Origin of the sequence: Candidatus Rubrimentiphilum sp. (assembly GCA_035710515.1) — a bacterium.
In the GTDB taxonomy this organism is placed as follows: Bacteria; Vulcanimicrobiota; Vulcanimicrobiia; order Vulcanimicrobiales; family Vulcanimicrobiaceae; genus Rubrimentiphilum.
In genome coordinates this window covers 319,269-339,078 of the sequence record DASTDE010000004.1, presented here as the reverse complement: position 1 = coordinate 339,078, position 19,810 = coordinate 319,269, and the positions used below count along the sequence as shown (strand labels likewise).

Here is a 19,810-nt window from a genome sequence, read left to right as displayed (position 1 = left end):
ATCCGGCCTTCGACCCTCATTACAACGAGGGCGCCTGCGGGGGCGTTTCGGCCGGGTAGAACTCCGCGGCCGGGTGCTCCCGCATGAAAGCGTATGCCGCTTCGCCCAGAGGCCCCGCGGGCCGGTCAGCCGAGTCCCACGGCACGGCCTTTCGCAGGGCGGTTAACGCTGTGGCGGGCGCGGTTCCGAAGCTCCGTGTCGCGTCTTGCCGTTTGCGCAAGTCCATCCAGTAACTTGCGTTGAGCAGATCGAGCCCCAGTAGTTGCATCGTCGTCTCCACTGCCGAGCGGGCGCGCGCCAGCTTCAGACGCGTATGTCCTTGCAGATCTTCAACGCCGGCGACAATAGCATCGCCGTTGGGCGAAATGGGATTCATCGAATCCGCGATCTGCTGCCAGAGATCGGCGCGCAGGTACGGCGTGAAGGCTTGCATCGGGGGATCGGCCGGCGTGCGGCCGAGCACGTCCGCCGGGCTGACGACAGTAAAGAACGTGTTGGTGAAGCGATCGATGCGCTGCGCGACCGCAACATCCATATTTGCCAGCGCGATTGTGAGCGCTTCGACGCTGTTCGCGAGCGGATACGGATCCCAATTCGCAGTGGACAGTACGTAGCCGTGCTGTCCGTGGCTGTGCGGACCGCCCTTGACGTAGTACTGCATCATCGCCGGCGTGCTCATCTCCCAAGAATCGGTGGGCGAAGCGCCTACGAGCACGGCTGGATTGTGATCGGAAGAGTTCATCTGTAGTTGAAGATCGTCGCGCAGTCGCCCCCACGCTTCCCATGCCGACCCTTGGCGTTGCGGCGATGCTCGCAGGCTTTCCGGATCTTGGATAATGCGCAGCGGATCGCGATCGAAGAGGTAGCTCCCTTTGAGTATGTTCAGAACGCGGTGCGCATCAAAGTTCAACCATTTGAATGGCCGGTTTGCCTGGACGGGCGCTGCAAGCGGCGTAACGGTGCTGTTCATGCCGAGCAGGTCCATCGCATAGATGAGGTCGGCCCATTCCAGCGTGAGGCGCGCATCATTCACAAGTAGTGCAGCTTGCGCGGCCGCATAGGCGTTGGTCGAGGTCAGCGCGCCATCGTCGGCGGCGCCCGGCTGCAGGGGTTTTAAGCCGGCTCGCTCGAGCGCTTGCGCCGCGGACATGCGCACGCCGCGATAGTATGCATCGCCACTGCCGACCATGGTCGCGCCGATGTTGCCCATCGTCGCGAGATCGCCCTCGCCAACCGTGCCCCGCGATTGCACGACCGGCGTCACGCGTTTGTTCAGGAGGTCTTGCAGCATCTGCGTGAGCTGCGGGCTGGCCGCTTCGTACGTCATCGTGTTGACGCGAATTGCCATGATCGCGCGCACGAGTTCTTCATCAGAAATCTCCGGACCATAACCTTGCACTGCACCGCGCCGCAAAGCATCGAGCTGCTTCTTGGCGAGCAGCGCCTTATTTTGCGGCGAGTCCGGATCGCCGCTGAAGATCACCACGTGACGATCGGGCCCGTCGCCACGATTGAACCAGTAGACCGGAACGTTTTCGGTCGCGGCTTCCATCAGCAAGCCGTATGCGTCGGCGGTGCGCTGCTTGGCTTCCGCACTCAGCTGAACGCGCGCACCGTACCGCGCAATCGCGATCACTTGATCGACCGTCAGCGACTTGCCTGTCAGAACGATCGTGCGATCCGCCATGACCGGATCGATCGGAGTATATGACGGAGCTGCCGCGGCCCGCGCTTGCAGCAGAAATCCGGTGAACAGAATGATGGAGCCGATCCTCAAGGCGCGGCTAGCGGGCATATTGCTTCCCGTTCGTTCGAAAAGTTTGCGATAACTGCGGCAACGCGCCGGCGTTTTTATGCGGCAGGCGTATCGAACATCAGTTCGATCAGTAATCTCCAGTGGTTTCTTAATCTTGCCTTCACCCTGCTGAGGGCGTATAGTGGTGCAAAGTGGTGCGTAGTGGTGACCGAGGGAGGGAAGGTTGCACGCGGATTTACCGCGCTTTTCAGGTTCGGTGGAGCATGCCCTTGACGACAAGGGCCGCCTCATCGTGCCCGCGCGTTTCCGCGAGCGGCTAGGGACCGGCTTCGTACTAACCATCGCTCAGCCGGACCCGTGTCTCGCCCTCTATCCGCAGGCGGCCTGGGCTGACTTTTGCAGCCGGCTCGAGGGCGCCCCGCGGAAAGACGAGCGTTTCCGCCGCCTCGTTCGCCATATTTTTGCTCGCACCGAGGAGGTCGCATGCGACGTCCAAGGACGGCTGCTGATTCCGTCGGCGCTGCGGACTTACGCCGGCATAGAGCGCGACGTCGTTTCGGTCGGCTCGCTCACCCGGGTGGAGATCTGGGCCAAAGAGCGCTACGCCTCGCACGCCGCGCCCGATTCCGAGGCCGGTGACTTAATGGCGGAGCTGGGGCTTTATTGATGACGGGCTGGGGCGATGCAACACATTCCGGTTTTTCACGCGCCGGCCTTAGAGTGGCTGGCGATCAAGCCATCTGGGATCTACGTGGATGCGACCTTCGGCGCGGGTGGCCATTCGCGTGGCATCCTCTCCCGCTTACGGGGTGGGCGTCTCGTTGCGCTCGACGCGGATCCTACCGCAGCCTCAATCGCCGCAAGTATAGACGACCGCGCCTTTACCTTTGTGCATGCGAATTTCCGCGAGCTGCCCGCGGTTCTGGATCGGCTCGATATCGAGTCGATCGATGGCGTGCTTTACGACTTGGGGGTCTCCTCGATGCAGTTTGATGAAGCCACACGCGGCTTTTCGTTCCGCGAGTCGGGTCCGCTCGACATGCGAATGAATCCGCTGGCCGGACGCAGTGCGTACGACGTGCTGATGAGCGCCAGCGAAACGGAACTGGCCGAAATATTTTTTGACTACGGACAAGAGCGCGCTTCGCGGAAAATCGCGCGCGCCATCGTGCGCCGCCGCAAGGCCGGCTCGTTCCCGGGAACGACGCTGGAATTCGCGCGCATGATTAGCGGGTTGATGCATCGCTCCGGCACGCGCGAACGGATCCATCCGGCGACGCGGATCTTCCAAGCTCTGCGGATCGCGGTCAACGACGAGCTCGAAGCGCTGCGCGAGAGTTTAGACGGTGCCGTCGACCGGCTGCGCGGCGCCGGACGCATCGTGGCGATCAGCTTTCATTCATTGGAAGATCGCATCGTCAAGCGCAAGTTCTTGCAAGACGATCGTCTGGAAGTCTTAACGCGGAAACCGATCGTGCCCGATCAAGACGAGATCGAACGCAACCCACGCTCCAGCAGCGCGAAGATGCGCGCGGCCGAACGGAAGGCGAGCTAACTGATGGTGGCTTTTCAAGCGCAGACCAGAGTGCGCAACGTCCGCACGGCCAAGCATGCGACGCATCTGCGCAAGTCGCACGCGTCGCGCTCGCGCTACTCCGGCATCGTGCGTTTTAGCGGCGTACTCGGGGTGGTATTATGCGGCGTGATGTTTTACGTCATGCTCATGGCGAATCTGACGAGTTTGAACTATTCGGTTTCGCGCGCCGGACGTCAGCGCGCTTCGCTGCAGGCGGAAACGGCACGGCTCGAAGACCGCCTGGCGGCGCTCCGCTCCGATGACCGCTTGTCGAAGATGGCCTCACAGTTGCACATGCGCGAACCCGCGCAGTTTGCAATGGTGACGCTGCCGCCCGCTTCGCCGCAGGGACGATCGCGTCTGTTCCTCTCGAGTTTGGCGAGCTGGTTCGGCGCCAAGTAGCACCGGAAACCGCATGCACGGCCGCACCTTCTCACGCGTCGGACCCCGCCGCGCCAAGATACTGTTTTATGGCGTAGCCCTCATCGCGCTTGTCTTGGCGTGGCGCCTGATCGACGTGCAAGTGCTCAAAGGCCCGATCTATGCAAAGCAAGCTTTGCAGCAGCGCAGTGATACCGTCGACGTTTTCGCCCGGCGCGGCAGCATTTTGGATCGCGACGGCAACGTGATGGTCTACTCGTTACCGTCGGAGAGCATTTACGCCGTGCCGCACGATCTGGGGAACGCGGCAACGACGGTCGCGCAGCTGCGGCGCGTTCTCGGCAAACTTTCGGACTCGACGATCGCGCAGCTGCAAGATCGCACGCTGCAGTTCGCTTGGGTCGCGCGAAAGATTCCGCATGACCAAGCCGATGCGATCGCCGCCCTGCAGCTGCCGGGCGTTTCCGTCATGGAAGAGGACACGGGGCGCCGCGTGGATCTCGTCGGCCAAACCGCTTCCACGCTCTTGGGCTTCGTCGGCATCGATGAGAACGGCTTAGCCGGTATCGAGTATACGTTTGACGATCTGCTCAAGGGATCGTCCGGACGCGTTACGCTGGAAGCCGATGAATTCGGACATCCGATTCCGTTCGGGCGCGAGCGCGCCATTAAACCTGCGAAGCCCGGCATGACGCTGGAGCTCACCATCGATCCGTATCTGCAATTCGTGGCGGAGTCGGCGCTGAAGAAACAGGTCAACACGTTTCACGCTCAGAGCGGCACCGCGATCGTCATGGATCCCTCGACCGGCGAGGTGCTGGCGCTGGCCGACTTGCCGCACTTCGATCCCAACGTCTTCTGGAAGTTCTCGCCGGAGACGCGCCGCGAGCGGGGCGTTCAGGACGCGTACGAACCCGGCTCTACATTTAAGCTCGTGACGGCGGCGGCCGCGCTCGAGAGCGGCAAAGTGACGACGTCCTCGTATTTTCCGGCGCGTAATGCGATTGAGGTGGGCGGCCGCGTCATTCACAACGCCGAGGACGACATGCCGATTCGCGGAAGCAGCGAGACGCTTGAAGACATCGTCGCCTATTCGCACAACGTCGGCGCCGCCGAAGTGGGACTGTTCATCGGCGGAAGACCGTTTTATTCGATGGAGCGGCGCGCCGGTTTCGGCGATCCCACGCACGTAGGATTCGCCGGCGAAAATCCCGGTATCGTGCCGGCGCCGGCCGAGTGGAGCGACAGTTCGCTGGCGACGATGGCATTCGGGCAAGGCGTGTCCGTCACGCCGCTGGCGATGGCGCGCTACTACTGTGCGATCGCAAACGGCGGTCTGTTGATGCGCCCGAGAATCTTACGCGCGGTCTTTGATGCGCAAGGCCGCCTGGTCTACCAGTACGGCCCCGAAGTCGAGCGGCGAGTTTTTTCGCGCCGTATCGCCGACACGCTGAAGCGCTTCCTGCGGGCGGTGGTCGTGCGCGGCACGGGCAATCCCGCCGGCCAGGTTGCGGGCTACACGACCGCCGGCAAGACCGGAACTGCTCAGGTGGTAAACAACGGCCAGTACGAAGCGGGTGCGTACATTGCTTCCTTTATAGGGATGGTTCCGTACGAGCATCCGCGCTATCTCATCTTCGTGAAGGTCGAGCGTCCGCAGGGCGCGATCTACGGTTCGGTCGTGGCCGCGCCGGCGTTTGCCGAGATCGCGCGCCAAGCAATGCTGCATTCCGGAACGCTCCCGGCAACCCCGCGTCCCAAAGGGGCGCCCAAACCCAAGGCGCGCTTGGTACGGCCTGAAAAAACGGCGAATCTCGCGATATGAACGAACCGGGCGTGCCGCTGGAGTCGCTGCTGGAGGCGCTGCCGCAGAACATCACTTCGCTGGCGATCGATTCGCGCGCCGTCACTCCCGGCGCGCTCTTCTTTGCGCTACGCGGCGAACATACCGACGGTCACCGCTATATCGGTGAAGCAGTAAGGCGCGGCGCGATCGCGGTCGTTTCCGAAGAGCGCGTCTCGCTTCCAAAAAATGTCACCGCGATCGTCGTATCCGATTCCGCGCTCGCGCTCTCGAAGATCGCCGACGCATTTTACGGATCGCCTTCGCGGGAGATCACCGTCGCGGGCGTGACGGGAACCAACGGCAAGACCACCGTCACGCAGATGATCGCGTCCATCGCGAATGCGGCAAATCTGTCGGCGGGAATCATCGGAACGATCGGCACGACCTATGCGGGCGTCGAGCGGCCGCTCTCCAACACGACGCCGCTGGCCTCGGAGTTGCATGCGCTGCTCGCGCAGATGCGCGAAACCGGCGTCAAGGTCGTGGCTATGGAGGTGAGTTCGCATGCGTTGACGCTCGGGCGTACCGCGGACGTGCGCTTCGCCGTCGGCGCGCTCACCAACGTCACGCGCGACCATCTGGATTTTCACAAGACGCCCGAATCGTATGCCGCGGCCAAACGCCAGCTCTTCGAATTCGCGGAGCGCTGCGTCTTCAACGCCGATGACGCGCATGGAGCGCGCTGGGCCGGCGAACTCCGCCAAAAGAAACCCGTACTCACGTATGGTTCGCAGCAGAGCGCGGATTTGCGTGCGGAAGCGATCGCGTTGCACCCGGACGGCAGCACGTTCAAGCTGGACGGCTTGTCTTTTGAGATCCGGATTCCGGGGCGGTTTAACGTCGCCAACGCGCTGTGCGCGGTTGCCGTCGCGCGCACGATCGGAATATCCGATGAAGTCGCGGCGCGCGGACTGTTCTCGCTCGAACGGGTGCGCGGCCGGATGGAGCGAGTCGGCGACGGACCGGTTCAAGTGATTGTGGATTACGCGCACACGCCGGATGCACTTGAGAACGCGCTGCGCGCGCTTCGCGAAACGGCTTCGGGACGGCGAATCGTCGTGTTCGGATGCGGCGGGGACCGCGATCGCGGCAAACGGCCCGAGATGGGCGCAGTCGTGGCGCGCCATGCAGATTTTGCTTACGTGACGTCCGACAATCCGCGCACCGAGGATCCGGTCGCGATTATCGATGCGATCGTGCCGGGCTTGGGTCAAGTCCCGCATGCCGTAGAACCCGATCGGCGTAAAGCGATCGACTTGGCCGTGCGCAGCGCGCAACCCGGCGACGTCGTGCTCATCGCGGGTAAGGGACACGAGAATTATCAGATCGTCGGATCGGAAGTCTTGCCGTTTGACGATGCCGCCGAAGCGCGCCGGGCGCTGGCCGAGCGGGAGCGCGTGCACTCGTGACGCTCACCTTTGACATGGCGGCTGATGTAACGGGCGCCGAAATCGTGGGGCGCGACCGCGCGCCGAAAATGGTGCACGTTGTGACCGACACGCGGACGTTGCGCGCCGGCGATACGTTTCTCGCCCTTCGCGGTGACCGGTTCGACGGACACGCCTTCGTCGGCGAAGCGTTGAAGAAGGGCGCCGCGGCGCTCGTGCTCGACAACGAATCGGCTCGCGCCGATGGCGCGCCGGCGCTGATCGTGCGCGACACGCGCCGCGCTTACATGGCTTTGGCCGCGGCAGCGCGCGTTCAGTTTACCGGTCGCGTCGTGGCTATTACCGGCAGCAGCGGCAAGACGACGACCAAACATTTGCTGGCGCAGCTCATCGGCACGCACTTCGACCAGGGGCTCGTTGCCGCTTCGCCCGCAAATGAGAACAACGAAATCGGCGTCAGCAAACTCATCTTATCCACGACGCCCGAGCAGCAGGTGCTGATCGTTGAGATGGGTGCGCGCCATGCCGGCGAGGTTGCGGATCTGGTCTCCGTCGCCGCGCCCCACATCGGCGTGCTGACGAATATCGGCGATGCGCACTTGGAGATCTTTGGATCGCGCGAGGCGCTGGCTGCGACGAAGTGGGGCCTTTTCTCGCAGGGCGCGCAAGCGGTGCTCAACGCGCAGGATGAAATCTCGCGCTCCCGCGCGCCGGAGCTGGATGTGCCGCCGCTTTGGTTCGGCGACGGCGAACCGTCGATGCCCGGCGTTTGGGTGCGCGACGCGCACACGCTGGTGCTGAATCACAGCGGCGTGTCGCAGACGCTTCCGATCGATGTGCCGTTTCCGGGCGCGCATAATCGCGCGAATCTTGCGGCCGCGATCGCCGCTGCGCTGCTGCTCGGCGTAAACGCCGAAGAGCTGGCAGGCAACGTGGCCGGTTTATCGCTGCCGGCCGGACGCTACGAAGCCATCGAGCTCGAAGCCGGACCGCGCCTTATTTACGATGCGTATAATGCAAACGCAAGCGGGACCATCGCCACGCTCAACGCGTTCGCGTCGGAACGCGGACGGCGCCGGATAGCGGTGCTTTCAAGCATGGCGGAACTCGGACCCGACGCGCCCGCGATTCACGAGCGCGTGGGATCGCACGCCGCCGGCTTGAACATCGATGTACTACTGGTTGGCGGTGATTACGCGGCGTCGCTCGCCGCGGGAGCTGCGAATGCGGGTTTTCCGCGCGAGCGCATCATTTCGTTCGGAAGTAATGAAGAAGCGGCGAAGTGGCTGCGCGACCAGGCGACCGCGCAAGACGTCGTGCTTTTAAAAGGCTCGCGAAAATACCGGATGGAGGAGATCGTCGAAGCCTTTAGGAGCGGCGCGGCGTGAGCGGCAGTCTGCGGATCGATCGCCCCGAGCTGCCGGCCGGCATGGTCGCAATTCCAATCCGCACACCGCTGGTTCATCCCGGTGACGACTTACTCGCACTGGTCGAACGGGCGGTTACGGGAATCGCGCAGCCCGGCGACGTGCTCGCCGTTTCGGAGACAGCGCTCGCGATCGCGCAGCGTCAAGCCGTGCGTGCCGAATACGTGCGGCCTTCGCGGCTCGCGCTGTTCTTGTGCCGGCATGCGGGCGCGATGGCCACCGTCAGTCAGCCGGAGTCGCTGCAAATCGTCATCGACAACGTCGGCACCGGCAAAGTTGTGTACGCCGCGATCATGCAAGTGCTGGGACGTCTCGTCGGTAAGCGCGGAATGTTTTACGAAATTATGGGCGAGGCGATCGCCGCCATCGATGGGTATACCGGCACGATGCCGCCGTTCGAGCGAATGATCGTGTTCGCACCGCAGAATGCAGACGCGTTCGCCCAGTCGGTTTTCGAACGTACCGGCGTTGCCTGTACGATCGTCGATGCGAACGATTTGCAGAAAGCCAAAGTGTTGGGCGCGTCTTCAGGCGTGAACCGACAAGCCGTTTCTGATGCGCTGCTTTCGAATCCGCATGGCAATGGCGACGAGCAAACGCCGATTGTGGTTCTCAAGTGGCGTAGCAGCGGTTCGAACCCGCTGATGGAGCCGGCATGACGCTCGACGACTGGCGAATCTTCGGCGTTGAAGCCGCCCTCGGATTCATCATAACAGCAATTGTCGGATTCGTTCTTTTGCTTTTGCTGCGGCGGTTGGGCGTCAGACAGACAGTCTACGAGGATGCACCCGAAACGCACCTTGTGAAAACGGGAACGCCCACGATGGGCGGGCTTGCGATTTTGGCCGCGATCGTACCCTTTTGGTTTTTGAGTTGGGATCCGGGGACGCGGGCACTACTATTTCTAGTATTCGCGTGCGCGGCAATCGGTTTTATCGACGATCTTCTCGGAATCCGGTTCGGCAAGAATCGAGGTTTGCGCGCAAGGACAAAGCTGTTGTTGACCGCGCTGGTGGCCGTGACGTTTCTGCGACTTGCAGCCGATTCGGATTACCACGTCAGCATGGGCAGAATTTTGTTTCCGCAGGACACCCTGTTTCACGCTGGAGGGTTCGAGTTACACGTCGCGCACTGGCTTTGGCTGCTGTTGGGCGTCGTGGCAATCACGGGTACAATCCACGCTGTAAACCTTACGGACGGTCTGGACGGACTAGCCACGGGGTCGCTTATTCCGCCGTTGATTGTTCTTTGGGTAATTGCAATCGGCATGTCCATCCCGGCTGGGGATAATTGGCCAATAATTCTTCCGGCCGCGATTGGCGGACTGATGGCGTTTTTGCTGTACAACGCTTTTCCGGCGAAGATGATCATGGGCGATACCGGTTCGCTCGCGCTCGGAGCGCTGCTTTCGGGTGCAGCGATCCTGACCGGCGAGATGTTGCTGCTAGTCATCATCGGCGCCGTTTTTGTGGCCGAAACGCTGTCGGTGATGTTGCAAGTTGCATATTTCAAACTCACGCACGGCAAGCGAATTTTCAAGATGAGCCCACTGCATCATCACTTCGAGCTCTCGGGCTGGCCGGAAACCAAAGTCACGACGCGATTTTGGATCGCATCGGCGATTTGCTCTGCCGTCGGACTGGCGATCGTACGATGACGCTCTGCAGCGCCGCCCCTCGATACCTCGGGGTCCTTCGATACCTCAGGATGACACCGCGGCGCAGGATGACACCATGAACTTTGCGGGCGGGGAAAAGATATTGGTCATCGGGCTCGGGCGCAGCGGCCAAGCCGTCGTCGAAGTTTTGCGCGCGCGGGGCGCCGAGATATTCGCCACCGACGAAAAGCCGCGAGCAGAAATCGCCGGCGCGGTCGCGCAGATCGAAACGCTAGGCGCGAAATTCGTGCCGCCGGAAAACCTGGCGGGCTTGACGGATCTAGCCTGCGCCGTTTTGTCACCGGGCGTTCCGCTCAACGGCGAACTCGTGCGCCGCATACAAAGCGCCGACGTGCCGGTCTTTAGCGAGATTGAGGTCGCCTACCGCCTATGCAAGGCGCCGATTATCGCAATTACGGGCACCAAGGGCAAATCCACGACCGCGGCCTTGACCGGGCATCTCTTGCGAGCGGCGGGCAAGGACGTGCGCGTCGGCGGCAACATCGGTAATCCGCTCATTCGCGAAGTTGTCGGAGCGCCGGCCGAGAGTTGGGTCGTTGCAGAAGTCTCCTCGTTCCAATTGGAAACGATTCGCTCATTCCGGCCCCGCGTCTCGACGATTCTAAATATCTCGCCCGATCACTTAGATCGCTATCATTCGATGGACGAGTATATCGAAGCGAAATACCGGATATTCGCCAACCAAAACGAGCACGACGCTTTTATCGGAAACCTGGACGACGAGCGGCTCGCCGCACTGCACTGGCATACCGGCGAAGCGCGCATTCGCGCCAAGCAGCTCTGGTTCACGCTGGGTGACGACAGCCGCCGCGCGACGATGTATCTGCGCGGCGAATCGCTGATGTACTCGCCGGTAACCGGCGATCCCCGGCCGCTCGAGATCGCGCGCCGCGACGACATTGCGCTCGCGGGCGTGCACAACGTCCAAAACGTCATGGCGGCATCGCTGGCAGCGCTGGCGGCCGGACTCGAACCGCGTTCGCTTCGCGAAGCGATCCGATCGTTTAATCCGATGGATCACCGTTTGCAACCCGTTGGCGACGTGGACGGTGTGCTCTATGTGGACGATTCGAAAGCCACGAACCCGGGCGCCGTCATCGCGGCCTTACGCTCGTACGACAAACCGATCGTGCTGATCGCCGGCGGCAAACCGAAGAACACGGACTTCACCGAACTCGGCCGGATCATCGACGAACGGGCGCGCGCCCTCATTGTGATTGGCGAAGCCGCCGACGACATCGCGGCGCACGTCTATCGCATTCCGACCGAGCGCGCGAATTCAATGGAAGACGCCGTGCGGCGGGCTCAAGCGCTGGCGAAGCCGGGCGACGTCGTGCTTCTCTCGCCGGCCTGCGCGTCGTTCGACATGTTCGAATCGGCTGAAGATCGCGGGCGCAAGTTTACCGACGCCGTCTTGGGAAGTCCCGCCCGATGAAGTCTGCCGCAGCGAAACGCGCCGAGCGCGCTCAGGAACTGCCGCGTTCATACGTCGCCTCGCCTCCCGACACGTGGCTCTTTATTGCGGTCACGAGTCTGGTCGCGATCGGCTTGGTGATGATCTTCAGCGCCTCGAGCGCACAAGCGTACGCCGATCATCACGACACGGCATACTATGTGAAGCGCCAGGCAATCTATTTGGTTGTCGGCCTGTTCCTCGCATATTGGGCCTACCGGATCGATTACCGCAAGCTGCGCGCGTTCGCGCCATACGCGCTGCTCTTGTGCATCGCGGGGCTGCTGACGGTGTTTGTGCCGCACATCGGCATGACGGTCTCGGGCGCGCGCCGGTGGATCGGCGCCGGAGCGTTCTCGCTCCAGCCGTCGGAGTTTGCCAAGCTTGGTCTGGTCATCTACCTTTCCGCGGCGCTGGCAAGCCGCGGCGATCGCATCACCTCGTTGACGCGGGGACTGGCGCCGCTGTGCGTGCCGGTCTTCTTGACGGCGATGCTCGTGCTGATAGAGCCGGACATCGGGACGTCGAGCTTAATTATCTTCACCGCGTTTGCGATGTTCTTCGCCGCGGGCGCCCGCATAGAACATCTGCTGATGGTCGTTGCGGTCACCGTCCCGCCGGTGGCGATCGCGATTATGAGCAGCCCGTACAAACGCGCGCGCATGCTGGCGTTCTTGCATCCATTTAAAGACGCGCAGAACACCGGCTTTCACATCGTGCAGTCGCTGCTCGCACTGGGCAGCGGCGGGCTGTTCGGCGTCGGTTTGGGAGAATCGCGCGCGAAGTTCTTCTATCTGCCCGAGCAGTACACGGATTTCATCTTCTCGGTGCTGGGTGAAGAGCTCGGGCTGATCGGCACGGCAACGGTGCTGATTCTGTTCGGGACGCTTGCCTACCGGTCTATCCGCATTGCGATCGCCGCACCCGATCGCTTCGGATTCTTCTTGGCAACGGGCTGCGCCGCCATGATTGTGATTCAAGCCTTCGTCAACATCGCGGTCGTTACGTCATCCTGGCCGGTGACGGGCGTACCGCTTCCGTTCATTTCGTTCGGCGGCAGCTCGCTGATCGTGTCGCTGATTGCGGTCGCGTTGATCATCAACGTCGGCCGGCATCGGCGACTCAACCCCTAATGCGGGTTGCGTTTGCCGGCGGCGGAACGGGCGGGCATCTTTATCCCGCGCTTGCAATCGCCGATAAACTACGCGACCGCAGCTCGATTCTGTTTATCGGCAGCGCGGACGGATTGGAGACGAGCGTCGTTCCGGAGGCCGGGTACGAGCTGCAAACAATTGAAAGCAGCCCGCTGCAGCGCGGCAACACGCTTGGCACGGTTGCGACGGCGGCGACGAACATGGTCGGCGTGGCGCAGGGGCTGCGCGTGCTCTCCGTCTTTCATCCCGATATCGTGATTGCGACCGGCGGGTACGTGTGTTTTCCCGCAATGGTTGCCGCGCGGATCATGCGCACGTTCGGACAGTTGCGCGCACCGCTCGCGCTGCTCGAACCCAACGCGCGGCCGGGTTTGGCGAATCGCATGCTGGCGCCGGTGGTAGACGAGGTGTGGGGAGCTTTTCCGGACGCCGATCCGGTGTTTGCCGGAAAATATGTCTACACCGGAATCCCCGTGCGCGCGTCGCTGCTGCATCCCAACAACCGGATCGAAGCGGCGCGGCGCCTTGGACTCGATCCGGCGCGGCGCACGATTCTCGCCGTCGGTGGGAGCCAGGGGGCGCGCACTATTAATGAAGCGATCTCGGCGTTGATGACGCGGCGCGCGCTCCCGCCGAACTGGCAGATCTTGCACGTGTGCGGCGAGCGAGACTACGAGTACATGCAAGCTGCGGAGCGCCAGCCTTTTGGCGACAACAAGGTCGTGCTCGTACCGTACCTGCACGACATGGCCGACGCGTATGCGCTCAGCGACTTGGCGATCGCGCGCGCGGGAGCTTCGACGGTGGGCGAGTTGGCGGCCCTCGGGATTCCGGCAGTGCTGATTCCATATCCCTACGCCGCCGAAGACCATCAATCGTACAACGCGCAGACGCTGGCCGCGCGCGGAGCGGCCGTCGTGATCGAGGACCGGAATCTCAACGCGGACTCGCTGTGGTGGACGCTGCGCGACATGATGCAAACCGAACGGCTGGAGCAGCTTCGCTCGGCAGCTCGCTCGCTCGCCAGCCGCGACGCCGTAGCGACAATTCTCGCGCGGGTGGAGGCCCTCGTCCCCAAGAACAACGGCTAATCTTGCGGACATTGCACTTCGTCGGAATCGGCGGTATCGGTATGAGCGCGATCGCCCGCATTCTGCTGCTTCGCGGCGAGCGCGTCACCGGATCCGATGCGATCGATTCGCCGCTGCTGGACGAACTGCGCGCCGCCGGCGCGACGATCTCGGTCGGGCACGACGCAACGCATGTGAACGGCGCGAGCACGGTGATAGTCAGCTCCGCGATCGATCCGGAAAACCCCGAGATCCAATCGGCGCGCGAGCGGGGCATTCCGGTCGTGCGCCGCGGCGAGATGCTGGCGCGGATCATGGAAGGACGCAGCGGCATCGCGATCTGCGGCACGCACGGAAAGACCACGACGACTGCGATGACCGCTGCCGTGCTTCACGGCGCGAACATCGACGCGAGCGTCGTGCTGGGCGGCATCGACGCCGGAACGGGAAGCAACGCGCACGACGGCACCGCGCCCTGGTTCTTAACCGAAGCCGACGAGTCCGACGGATCGTTCACGCTTCTGGATCCGGCGATCGCAGTCGTGACCAACATCGAGAACGATCATCTTTCATCGGATGCCGAATTACCCAAACTCGTTGCGTCATTCGAAGAGTTCTTGTCGAAGGTCGCACCCGGCGGTACGGCAATCATCGGCGCGGATAATCCGCTGACGCGTTCGCTCGCGGAAGTCGAGCGATCCGCGCGCACGGTGACGTTCGGTATCGCCACCGACGCCAACGTGCACGCATCGAACATCCGGTTCGGCCAATCACAATCAACGTTCGACCTGTTCGTCGACGGCGCGCGTTTGGGAACGATCGAGTTGCAAGTGCCGGGCGCGATGAACGTGGAGAACGCGCTGGCGGCCATCGCCGTCGGACTTGCGCTTGAAATCCCCTTCGACTCGATTGCGAAATCGCTGCGCGCATTTGCCGGCGTGCGCCGGCGCTTCGACGTGCTGGCGAAGACGCCGCGCATGATTGTCGTCGACGATTACGCGCATCATCCGACGGCGCTGCGCGAAACGATCGCGGCCGCGCGCCGCTACCATCACGGGCCGGTCGTGGCTGCGTTCCAACCGCACCGGTACACGCGCACCGCATACCTCGCGCCGGCATTTGCCGAAGCGCTCGCGGACGCCGATCGCGTCTATTTGGCGCCCATCTACGCCGCCGGAGAAACGCCGATCGAAGGCGTTTCGGAGCGGCTCATCGGCGAACGCCTCGAAGCCGCGGGCGTGCCGCTGTCATACGTGAAGTACGTCCACGACCTGCGCGAAGTCTTGCAGCGCGAGACGCCGCAAAACGCGCTGGTCCTTATGCTCGGCGCCGGAAACATCACCAAGGTCGCAGCCGATCTGGCGCACGACGTGTCGGCGTGATCGCCGCCGATGACGCGCTTCGGAGTCTGTTAGACGCGAGCGATCGCGAAAAGCTGGAAAGCATTTGCGGCGATCGTGTGCGGTTCGACGAACCGCTCGGACCATACACATCGTGGAAGATCGGCGGCCCGGCCGATGCTTGGGTCGTGATCGAAAGCGAAGCGCAGCTCGCCGCCGTCATGCGCTTGTGCGCGCGGCGCAAACTGCCGTGGTTCGTGTTAGGAAGCGGGAGCAATCTCCTGATCGGCGACGGCGGCATTCGCGGTTTGGTTTTGCGGCTGGCCGGAGAGTTCGCTAACATTGATGTGAAGGAAGACGGCGCGCACGTAGTCGCACACGCCGGTGCGTCGGCCGCTATGTCGCTGCTCACTGCCAAAGCCGCGTCGGCCGGCGCGGTCGGCATCAGTTCCCTGGCCGGCATTCCGGGCAGCGTCGGCGGATCGCTACGCATGAACGCGGGCACCGATCGGGAGATGGGCGATTTCGTAAGCGAAGTGTGGGTGCAGTCGCCCGCCAAGCCGCAAGCGCACCCGGTTTCAGTTCAGTATTATTACCGGCACACGTCGCTGGCGCGCGACGCGATCGTTTCGCGCGTCACGTTAACCTTCGAGCGCGGCGAACCGCAGGCAGTGCGCGCCGAAATGCAGAGCCGGCTCGTGCGGCGCAAAGCGACGCAGCCTGTCGCGCTGCCGAACGCGGGCTCGTGTTTTCGCAATCCGCCCGGCGATAAAGCGGCCCGCCTCATCGAGGCGGCGGGCGCTAAGGGGTGGCGCGAAGGGGGCGCGGAAGTCTCGCCGCTGCATGCAAACTTCATCAACAACCTCGGTGGCGCAACTGCGAAAGACGTCGCGGCCTTGCTAGCGCGCGTTCGTCGCGCGGTCGCCGAGAAGTTCGGCGTGGAGTTGCAACTCGAAGTGCATCTTGTGGGCGTCTTCATCGAATGAAAAAGAAAAAGGCCCGCGTGGCCGTGGTGATGGGCGGATCGAGCGCCGAGCGCGAGATTTCGATCCAGACCGGATCGGGCGTCATGCGCGCGCTCGAATCGCTCGGATACGCGGCGCAGTCGCTGGATTACGACCGGCGCTTCATCGATGCGATTCGCGACGTCGCACCCGACGCGGTCTTCAATGCGCTGCACGGACCTGGCGGCGAGGACGGACAGGTGCAAGGCATCCTCGATTATCTCGGCATTCCGTACACGGGCAGCGGGTTGGAAGCGGCGGCGCTGGCGATGGACAAACATCTGACGAAGAAGCTGCTGTCGGGCGAGGGTCTGCCGACGGCCACCTGGGATCTCTTCGACCTCTCCGGCGGCACGTTGCCGCTTTTGCCCGGATCGCTGAATCTGCCGCTCGTGGTCAAGCCGCGCTTTCAAGGCAGCAGCGCGGGCGTTTCGATCGTACGCACGCACGAAGAGTGGACGAAGGCTATGATCGCGGCTGCCGGAGAGTACGCGGAGATCATCGCCGAGGAGTTTATAGCCGGACGCGAGTTCACGTGCGGCATATTGGGCGAGGAAGCGCTGCCGGTCGTCGAGATTGTTTCGAACGCCGGCGAGTTCTACGACTTCGACTCGAAGTATCAGGCCGGTGGCAGCACCCACATCGTGCCGGCGGACATCGACCCCGATCTCGCCGCGCGCATCGGCATGCTGGCACTTTCAGCTCACCGCCTACTCGGGCTGCGCGACTATTCGCGCACGGATTTCATCGTGAGCCAGGAAGGGCGTCCCTATATCTTGGAAATCAACACCCTACCCGGCCTGACGCCGACGAGCCTCTTGCCCGACGCGTGCAACGCGCTCGGCATCGGTTACAACGCGTTGATCGACCGGCTCTTGGGCTACGCGCTCTCCCGCAACGGGGAACGCGTTCTTACGAAATGAGGTAGACATGCGCGGCTTACTCTTTATCGCTACCGCCATCATTGCTGTTTTCGCAGCATCTTTTCCGGCAAGCCTAACATCCGCCAAACCCGCGTCGCCCATTCAAATCGATTTCTGCCACATCGCCTACGCCACAGGCCCGAACGTCGTGCCGAGCGCGGCGATTTCTCTCACCAAGAGCTCCGGCCCGCTGGAGATCAAGTTCGTCAACGAAGGCGATAAGGTCGCAACTATGGTGCGATTCGGCGTGAAGATCGGCGACGAAACGGCCGGAGTACGCGACGTCGGCACGTTCTCGCCCGGGATCACCATCCATCACAAGTTCCAGGATTTTAGCGGACGCACGAAGTTCATCTTCGCGCACGAGCCGCAGCCGAAGTGCAGCGTGCAGTACATCAAGTTCGCCGACGGCTCGACCTGGAGCGCCGAAGAAGAGTAATGTTCGACTGCCGCTGCCCGCACGTTCCGCACTCCGATAAACTCTTTGCGGAGGTCGAGCTGCTCTTCGCACGGCGCTCGTTCTTGCTCGGCGCCGCGGCTGCCGGTGCGGCGATGCTTTTGCCGTGGCGCGCCCGCGCGGCCGAGCAGGTAACGGTTCTCAAAGCTGCCCGGCTGTTTGACGGACAAGAAATGCACGCGCCGGGCATTCTGGTAATTAAAGGCGATCGTATCGTATCGATGCACGCGGGTGACGCCGGCAGCGACGCGCAGGTCGTCGATCTCGGAGCGGCAACGCTGATGCCGGGAATGATCGACTGCCACACGCACGTCGCGGCGCGCGTGGTGCCCGACACGTACATGCTCGCGCTGATGCCGCCGAAGACCGCGGCCGACAACGTTGCCGAGGCCGCACTCTACAGCATTCGCAACGCGCAGCAAATGTTGCGCAACGGGTTCACGACTGTACGCGACGTCGGCGGCGGCGCCGGGATCGATCTGGCGCTGCGCAACGCCGTTGCCAACGGTGCGTTTCTGGGACCGCGCATTCTTGCGGCCGGGCCGAGCCTTTCAATTACCGGCGGACACGGCGACACCAACGACTTGCCGGAGTTCGTGCACGTCGATCAGCCGATCGAAAGCGGAGTGTCGTACGGGCCGTACGGCTTCCGAGAGCGCGTGCGCGAGCACGTCAAACGTCACGTTGACGTCATCAAGATATTGGCGACCGGCGGCGTGCTGTCGTACGGCGACGTCTGGAACATCCCGCAATTCAATCTGGACGAAGTGCAAGCGGTCGTGGACGAATCCACAAAGTTCGAGCGGAAGGTCGCGGCGCACGCGCACGGCGACAAAGGCATCGCGATCGCGGTCGACGGCGGCGTTCATTCGATCGAACACGGAACCGGCGTCAGTGAAGCGACGCTGAAAAAAATGGAAGATCGCGGCACGTATCTCACGCCGACGATCTGGGCGCTCGATTCGATTCTGCAGCCCGGCAATCCGAACAAAGTCTCCGCGAACGGAATCGAAAAAGCGCACCTGGCCGCGACGCTGCGCAACGAGGGCATGCAGCGAGCGATTTCGAGCCGCGTGAAGATTACGTACGGAACCGATGCCGGCGTCTTTCCGCACCGCGAAAACAATAAGGACTTCGCGCTGCTGGCGTCCATGGGAATGCGGCCGATCGATCTGCTGCGATCGGCGACGAGCCACGCCGCCGACCTGCTCGGAACGAGCGACCGGGGCACGCTGGCGCCGGGCAAACTCGCCGACGTCATTGCGGTCGGCGACGACCCGGCCTCCAACATCCGCACGCTCGAGCGCCCGTCCTTCGTCATGCTCGGCGGCCGCCGGGTGGACACCTCGCGCCTAGAGGCGTAACATTCCGGTCCTTCTCACGCGTTATACAGGCCGAGTATGCTGAAAAATTCCCTGGCCGCGCTTCTGGCGGCGGCCGTCCTGACCGTTTCGTTTAACCCCGTGCGTTCGTCGGCCCAATCGAAGCCGGAACCGACGGCGAGCCCGGCGCCCCAGGCGACGCTGCCGCCCTACCAAAGTGTGCCCCCGGTGCGGGTGCTCGGTATCATCCGGCGCGTCTTCCGTTCGCACCGTCCGCCGCCGCCGTACGAGACCTACACGATGATCCGCACGCAGTACACGAATTACGCTCCCGAGCCGGGCGCATCGCCGTATCCGGATCCGCTTGGGTCGTACACGACGCACTATTGGGTGCGCAACGTCGACCGCGCCGCCCTGACTCGCCGCATCTACCGCGACGACGCTGAAGGCCAAGCGGTCTTCGACCGCCCGGCGCTCAACGAAGCCACCGATCCCGGGCCACCGACTGCCGACGTGTTCGCGCCGGCGCCGATCCACCAGCATATCGATCCGACGTCCTACGTTCCGACGCCGGAACCGACCAGCGAGCCGCTCAAGACAATCGGCTCCGTGGTTGCCATCGGCGAGTCCGACTACGACGTGCCGCAAATGACCGTGGAAAAGAATCTCTTACATCTGGTGCTCAAGCCGCGGCGCGATCCCGAGCGGAACGTCCTGCGCGAGATCTGGGTCGACAAGAAGAGTTACGAACTGCGGCGCATCATCGCCCACGACCGCCTGTTCACCGGCGACCAGGGGATCTTTCCGGTGACCTTCACCTATACGCTCGGCTATTTGAGCGGCCAGTTGGTCGTCACGCACCTGCACGGAATCGTGGGGGCGCGCACCGAATCGAACGGTGTGCAGACCGTCTACGGCGGTGACGGCGCAATCGTGGATTTTGACTTTCAAGACATCACGTTCCCCAGCTCGCTGCCCGGGTGGTATTTTAATCCTCGGGAATACGGTCAGCACGTCCCAGACGTACCTATCTAA

Annotated in this window: 18 protein-coding genes; 17 read left to right on the top strand and 1 reads right to left on the bottom strand. The window is 63.0% G+C overall.

Annotation, left to right across the window (positions count from 1 at the left end):
- Positions 1–19 precede the first annotated feature (19 nt).
- Complete coding sequence (locus VFO29_10705; GenBank protein HET9393971.1) at positions 20–1,795, bottom strand: aromatic amino acid ammonia-lyase; 1,776 nt, start codon at positions 1,793–1,795, stop codon at positions 20–22.
- Positions 1,796–1,979: 184 nt separating this feature from the next.
- Between VFO29_10705 and mraZ the strand changes: the two genes are divergently transcribed.
- The 17 genes from mraZ to VFO29_10620 all read left to right on the top strand — a co-directional run bounded on the left by mraZ (position 1,980) and on the right by VFO29_10620 (position 19,810).
- Positions 1,980–2,423: a division/cell wall cluster transcriptional repressor MraZ gene (gene mraZ / locus VFO29_10700; protein HET9393970.1), complete on the top strand. Its 444-nt coding sequence runs from the start codon at positions 1,980–1,982 to the stop codon at positions 2,421–2,423.
- A gap of 15 nt (positions 2,424–2,438) precedes the next feature.
- Complete coding sequence (rsmH, locus tag VFO29_10695) at positions 2,439–3,311, top strand: 16S rRNA (cytosine(1402)-N(4))-methyltransferase RsmH (protein ID HET9393969.1); 873 nt, start codon at positions 2,439–2,441, stop codon at positions 3,309–3,311.
- A 3-nt stretch (positions 3,312–3,314) separates the two neighbouring features.
- Positions 3,315–3,734, top strand: a complete 420-nt coding sequence (locus VFO29_10690) for a hypothetical protein (GenBank protein HET9393968.1) — start codon at positions 3,315–3,317, stop codon at positions 3,732–3,734.
- 13 nt (positions 3,735–3,747) lie between these two features.
- Positions 3,748–5,538 carry a penicillin-binding protein 2 gene (locus VFO29_10685; GenBank protein ID HET9393967.1) on the top strand — a complete coding sequence of 597 codons (1,791 nt, stop codon included), beginning with the start codon at positions 3,748–3,750 and terminating at the stop codon, positions 5,536–5,538.
- The gene (locus VFO29_10680) at positions 5,535–6,968 is read left to right on the top strand and encodes a UDP-N-acetylmuramoyl-L-alanyl-D-glutamate--2,6-diaminopimelate ligase (protein ID HET9393966.1); all 1,434 of its coding nucleotides are present in this window, start codon (positions 5,535–5,537) and stop codon (positions 6,966–6,968) included. Before VFO29_10685 ends, VFO29_10680 begins: the two co-directional genes overlap by 4 nt.
- The gene (murF, locus tag VFO29_10675) at positions 6,965–8,335 is read left to right on the top strand and encodes a UDP-N-acetylmuramoyl-tripeptide--D-alanyl-D-alanine ligase (GenBank protein ID HET9393965.1); all 1,371 of its coding nucleotides are present in this window, start codon (positions 6,965–6,967) and stop codon (positions 8,333–8,335) included. Before VFO29_10680 ends, murF begins: the two co-directional genes overlap by 4 nt.
- Entirely contained in the window at positions 8,332–9,033 is a 702-nt protein-coding gene (locus VFO29_10670) for a coenzyme F420-0:L-glutamate ligase (protein HET9393964.1), read from the top strand. Before murF ends, VFO29_10670 begins: the two co-directional genes overlap by 4 nt.
- A complete protein-coding gene (gene mraY, locus VFO29_10665) occupies positions 9,030–10,031 on the top strand; it encodes a phospho-N-acetylmuramoyl-pentapeptide-transferase (GenBank protein ID HET9393963.1) in 1,002 nt (333 codons plus the stop codon). Before VFO29_10670 ends, mraY begins: the two co-directional genes overlap by 4 nt.
- Positions 10,032–10,107: 76 nt before the next feature.
- Positions 10,108–11,487 carry a UDP-N-acetylmuramoyl-L-alanine--D-glutamate ligase gene (murD, locus tag VFO29_10660; protein HET9393962.1) on the top strand — a complete coding sequence of 460 codons (1,380 nt, stop codon included), beginning with the start codon at positions 10,108–10,110 and terminating at the stop codon, positions 11,485–11,487.
- The gene (gene ftsW, locus VFO29_10655) at positions 11,484–12,638 is read left to right on the top strand and encodes a putative lipid II flippase FtsW (protein ID HET9393961.1); all 1,155 of its coding nucleotides are present in this window, start codon (positions 11,484–11,486) and stop codon (positions 12,636–12,638) included. Before murD ends, ftsW begins: the two co-directional genes overlap by 4 nt.
- Positions 12,638–13,750, top strand: a complete 1,113-nt coding sequence (gene murG / locus VFO29_10650) for an undecaprenyldiphospho-muramoylpentapeptide beta-N-acetylglucosaminyltransferase (GenBank protein ID HET9393960.1) — start codon at positions 12,638–12,640, stop codon at positions 13,748–13,750. The genes ftsW and murG overlap by 1 nt, the downstream gene beginning before the upstream one ends.
- 2 nt (positions 13,751–13,752) lie before the next feature.
- Positions 13,753–15,111: a UDP-N-acetylmuramate--L-alanine ligase gene (murC, locus tag VFO29_10645; protein ID HET9393959.1), complete on the top strand. Its 1,359-nt coding sequence runs from the start codon at positions 13,753–13,755 to the stop codon at positions 15,109–15,111.
- Complete coding sequence (murB, locus tag VFO29_10640; GenBank protein ID HET9393958.1) at positions 15,108–16,055, top strand: UDP-N-acetylmuramate dehydrogenase; 948 nt, start codon at positions 15,108–15,110, stop codon at positions 16,053–16,055. Before murC ends, murB begins: the two co-directional genes overlap by 4 nt.
- Complete coding sequence (locus tag VFO29_10635; protein HET9393957.1) at positions 16,052–16,996, top strand: D-alanine--D-alanine ligase; 945 nt, start codon at positions 16,052–16,054, stop codon at positions 16,994–16,996. Before murB ends, VFO29_10635 begins: the two co-directional genes overlap by 4 nt.
- Positions 16,997–17,003: 7 nt before the next feature.
- Complete coding sequence (locus tag VFO29_10630) at positions 17,004–17,435, top strand: hypothetical protein (protein HET9393956.1); 432 nt, start codon at positions 17,004–17,006, stop codon at positions 17,433–17,435.
- Positions 17,435–18,817: an amidohydrolase family protein gene (locus VFO29_10625; protein HET9393955.1), complete on the top strand. Its 1,383-nt coding sequence runs from the start codon at positions 17,435–17,437 to the stop codon at positions 18,815–18,817. Before VFO29_10630 ends, VFO29_10625 begins: the two co-directional genes overlap by 1 nt.
- 36 nt (positions 18,818–18,853) lie before the next feature.
- Positions 18,854–19,810: a hypothetical protein gene (locus VFO29_10620; protein ID HET9393954.1), complete on the top strand. Its 957-nt coding sequence runs from the start codon at positions 18,854–18,856 to the stop codon at positions 19,808–19,810.

Excerpts from the sequence above, each read along its gene's own strand:
- VFO29_10705 (HET9393971.1), bottom strand. The coding sequence starts at position 1,795 with ATGCCCGCTAGCCGCGCCTTGAGGATCGGCTCCATCATTCTGTTCACC.
- rsmH (HET9393969.1), top strand. The coding sequence starts at position 2,439 with ATGCAACACATTCCGGTTTTTCACGCGCCGGCCTTAGAGTGGCTGGCG.
- VFO29_10690 (HET9393968.1), top strand. The coding sequence starts at position 3,315 with ATGGTGGCTTTTCAAGCGCAGACCAGAGTGCGCAACGTCCGCACGGCC.
- VFO29_10685 (HET9393967.1), top strand. The coding sequence starts at position 3,748 with ATGCACGGCCGCACCTTCTCACGCGTCGGACCCCGCCGCGCCAAGATA.
- VFO29_10680 (HET9393966.1), top strand. The coding sequence starts at position 5,535 with ATGAACGAACCGGGCGTGCCGCTGGAGTCGCTGCTGGAGGCGCTGCCG.
- mraY (HET9393963.1), top strand. The coding sequence starts at position 9,030 with ATGACGCTCGACGACTGGCGAATCTTCGGCGTTGAAGCCGCCCTCGGA.
- murD (HET9393962.1), top strand. The coding sequence starts at position 10,108 with ATGAACTTTGCGGGCGGGGAAAAGATATTGGTCATCGGGCTCGGGCGC.
- ftsW (HET9393961.1), top strand. The coding sequence starts at position 11,484 with ATGAAGTCTGCCGCAGCGAAACGCGCCGAGCGCGCTCAGGAACTGCCG.
- murG (HET9393960.1), top strand. The coding sequence starts at position 12,638 with ATGCGGGTTGCGTTTGCCGGCGGCGGAACGGGCGGGCATCTTTATCCC.
- VFO29_10635 (HET9393957.1), top strand. The coding sequence starts at position 16,052 with ATGAAAAAGAAAAAGGCCCGCGTGGCCGTGGTGATGGGCGGATCGAGC.
- VFO29_10630 (HET9393956.1), top strand. The coding sequence starts at position 17,004 with ATGCGCGGCTTACTCTTTATCGCTACCGCCATCATTGCTGTTTTCGCA.
- VFO29_10625 (HET9393955.1), top strand. The coding sequence starts at position 17,435 with ATGTTCGACTGCCGCTGCCCGCACGTTCCGCACTCCGATAAACTCTTT.
- VFO29_10620 (HET9393954.1), top strand. The coding sequence starts at position 18,854 with ATGCTGAAAAATTCCCTGGCCGCGCTTCTGGCGGCGGCCGTCCTGACC.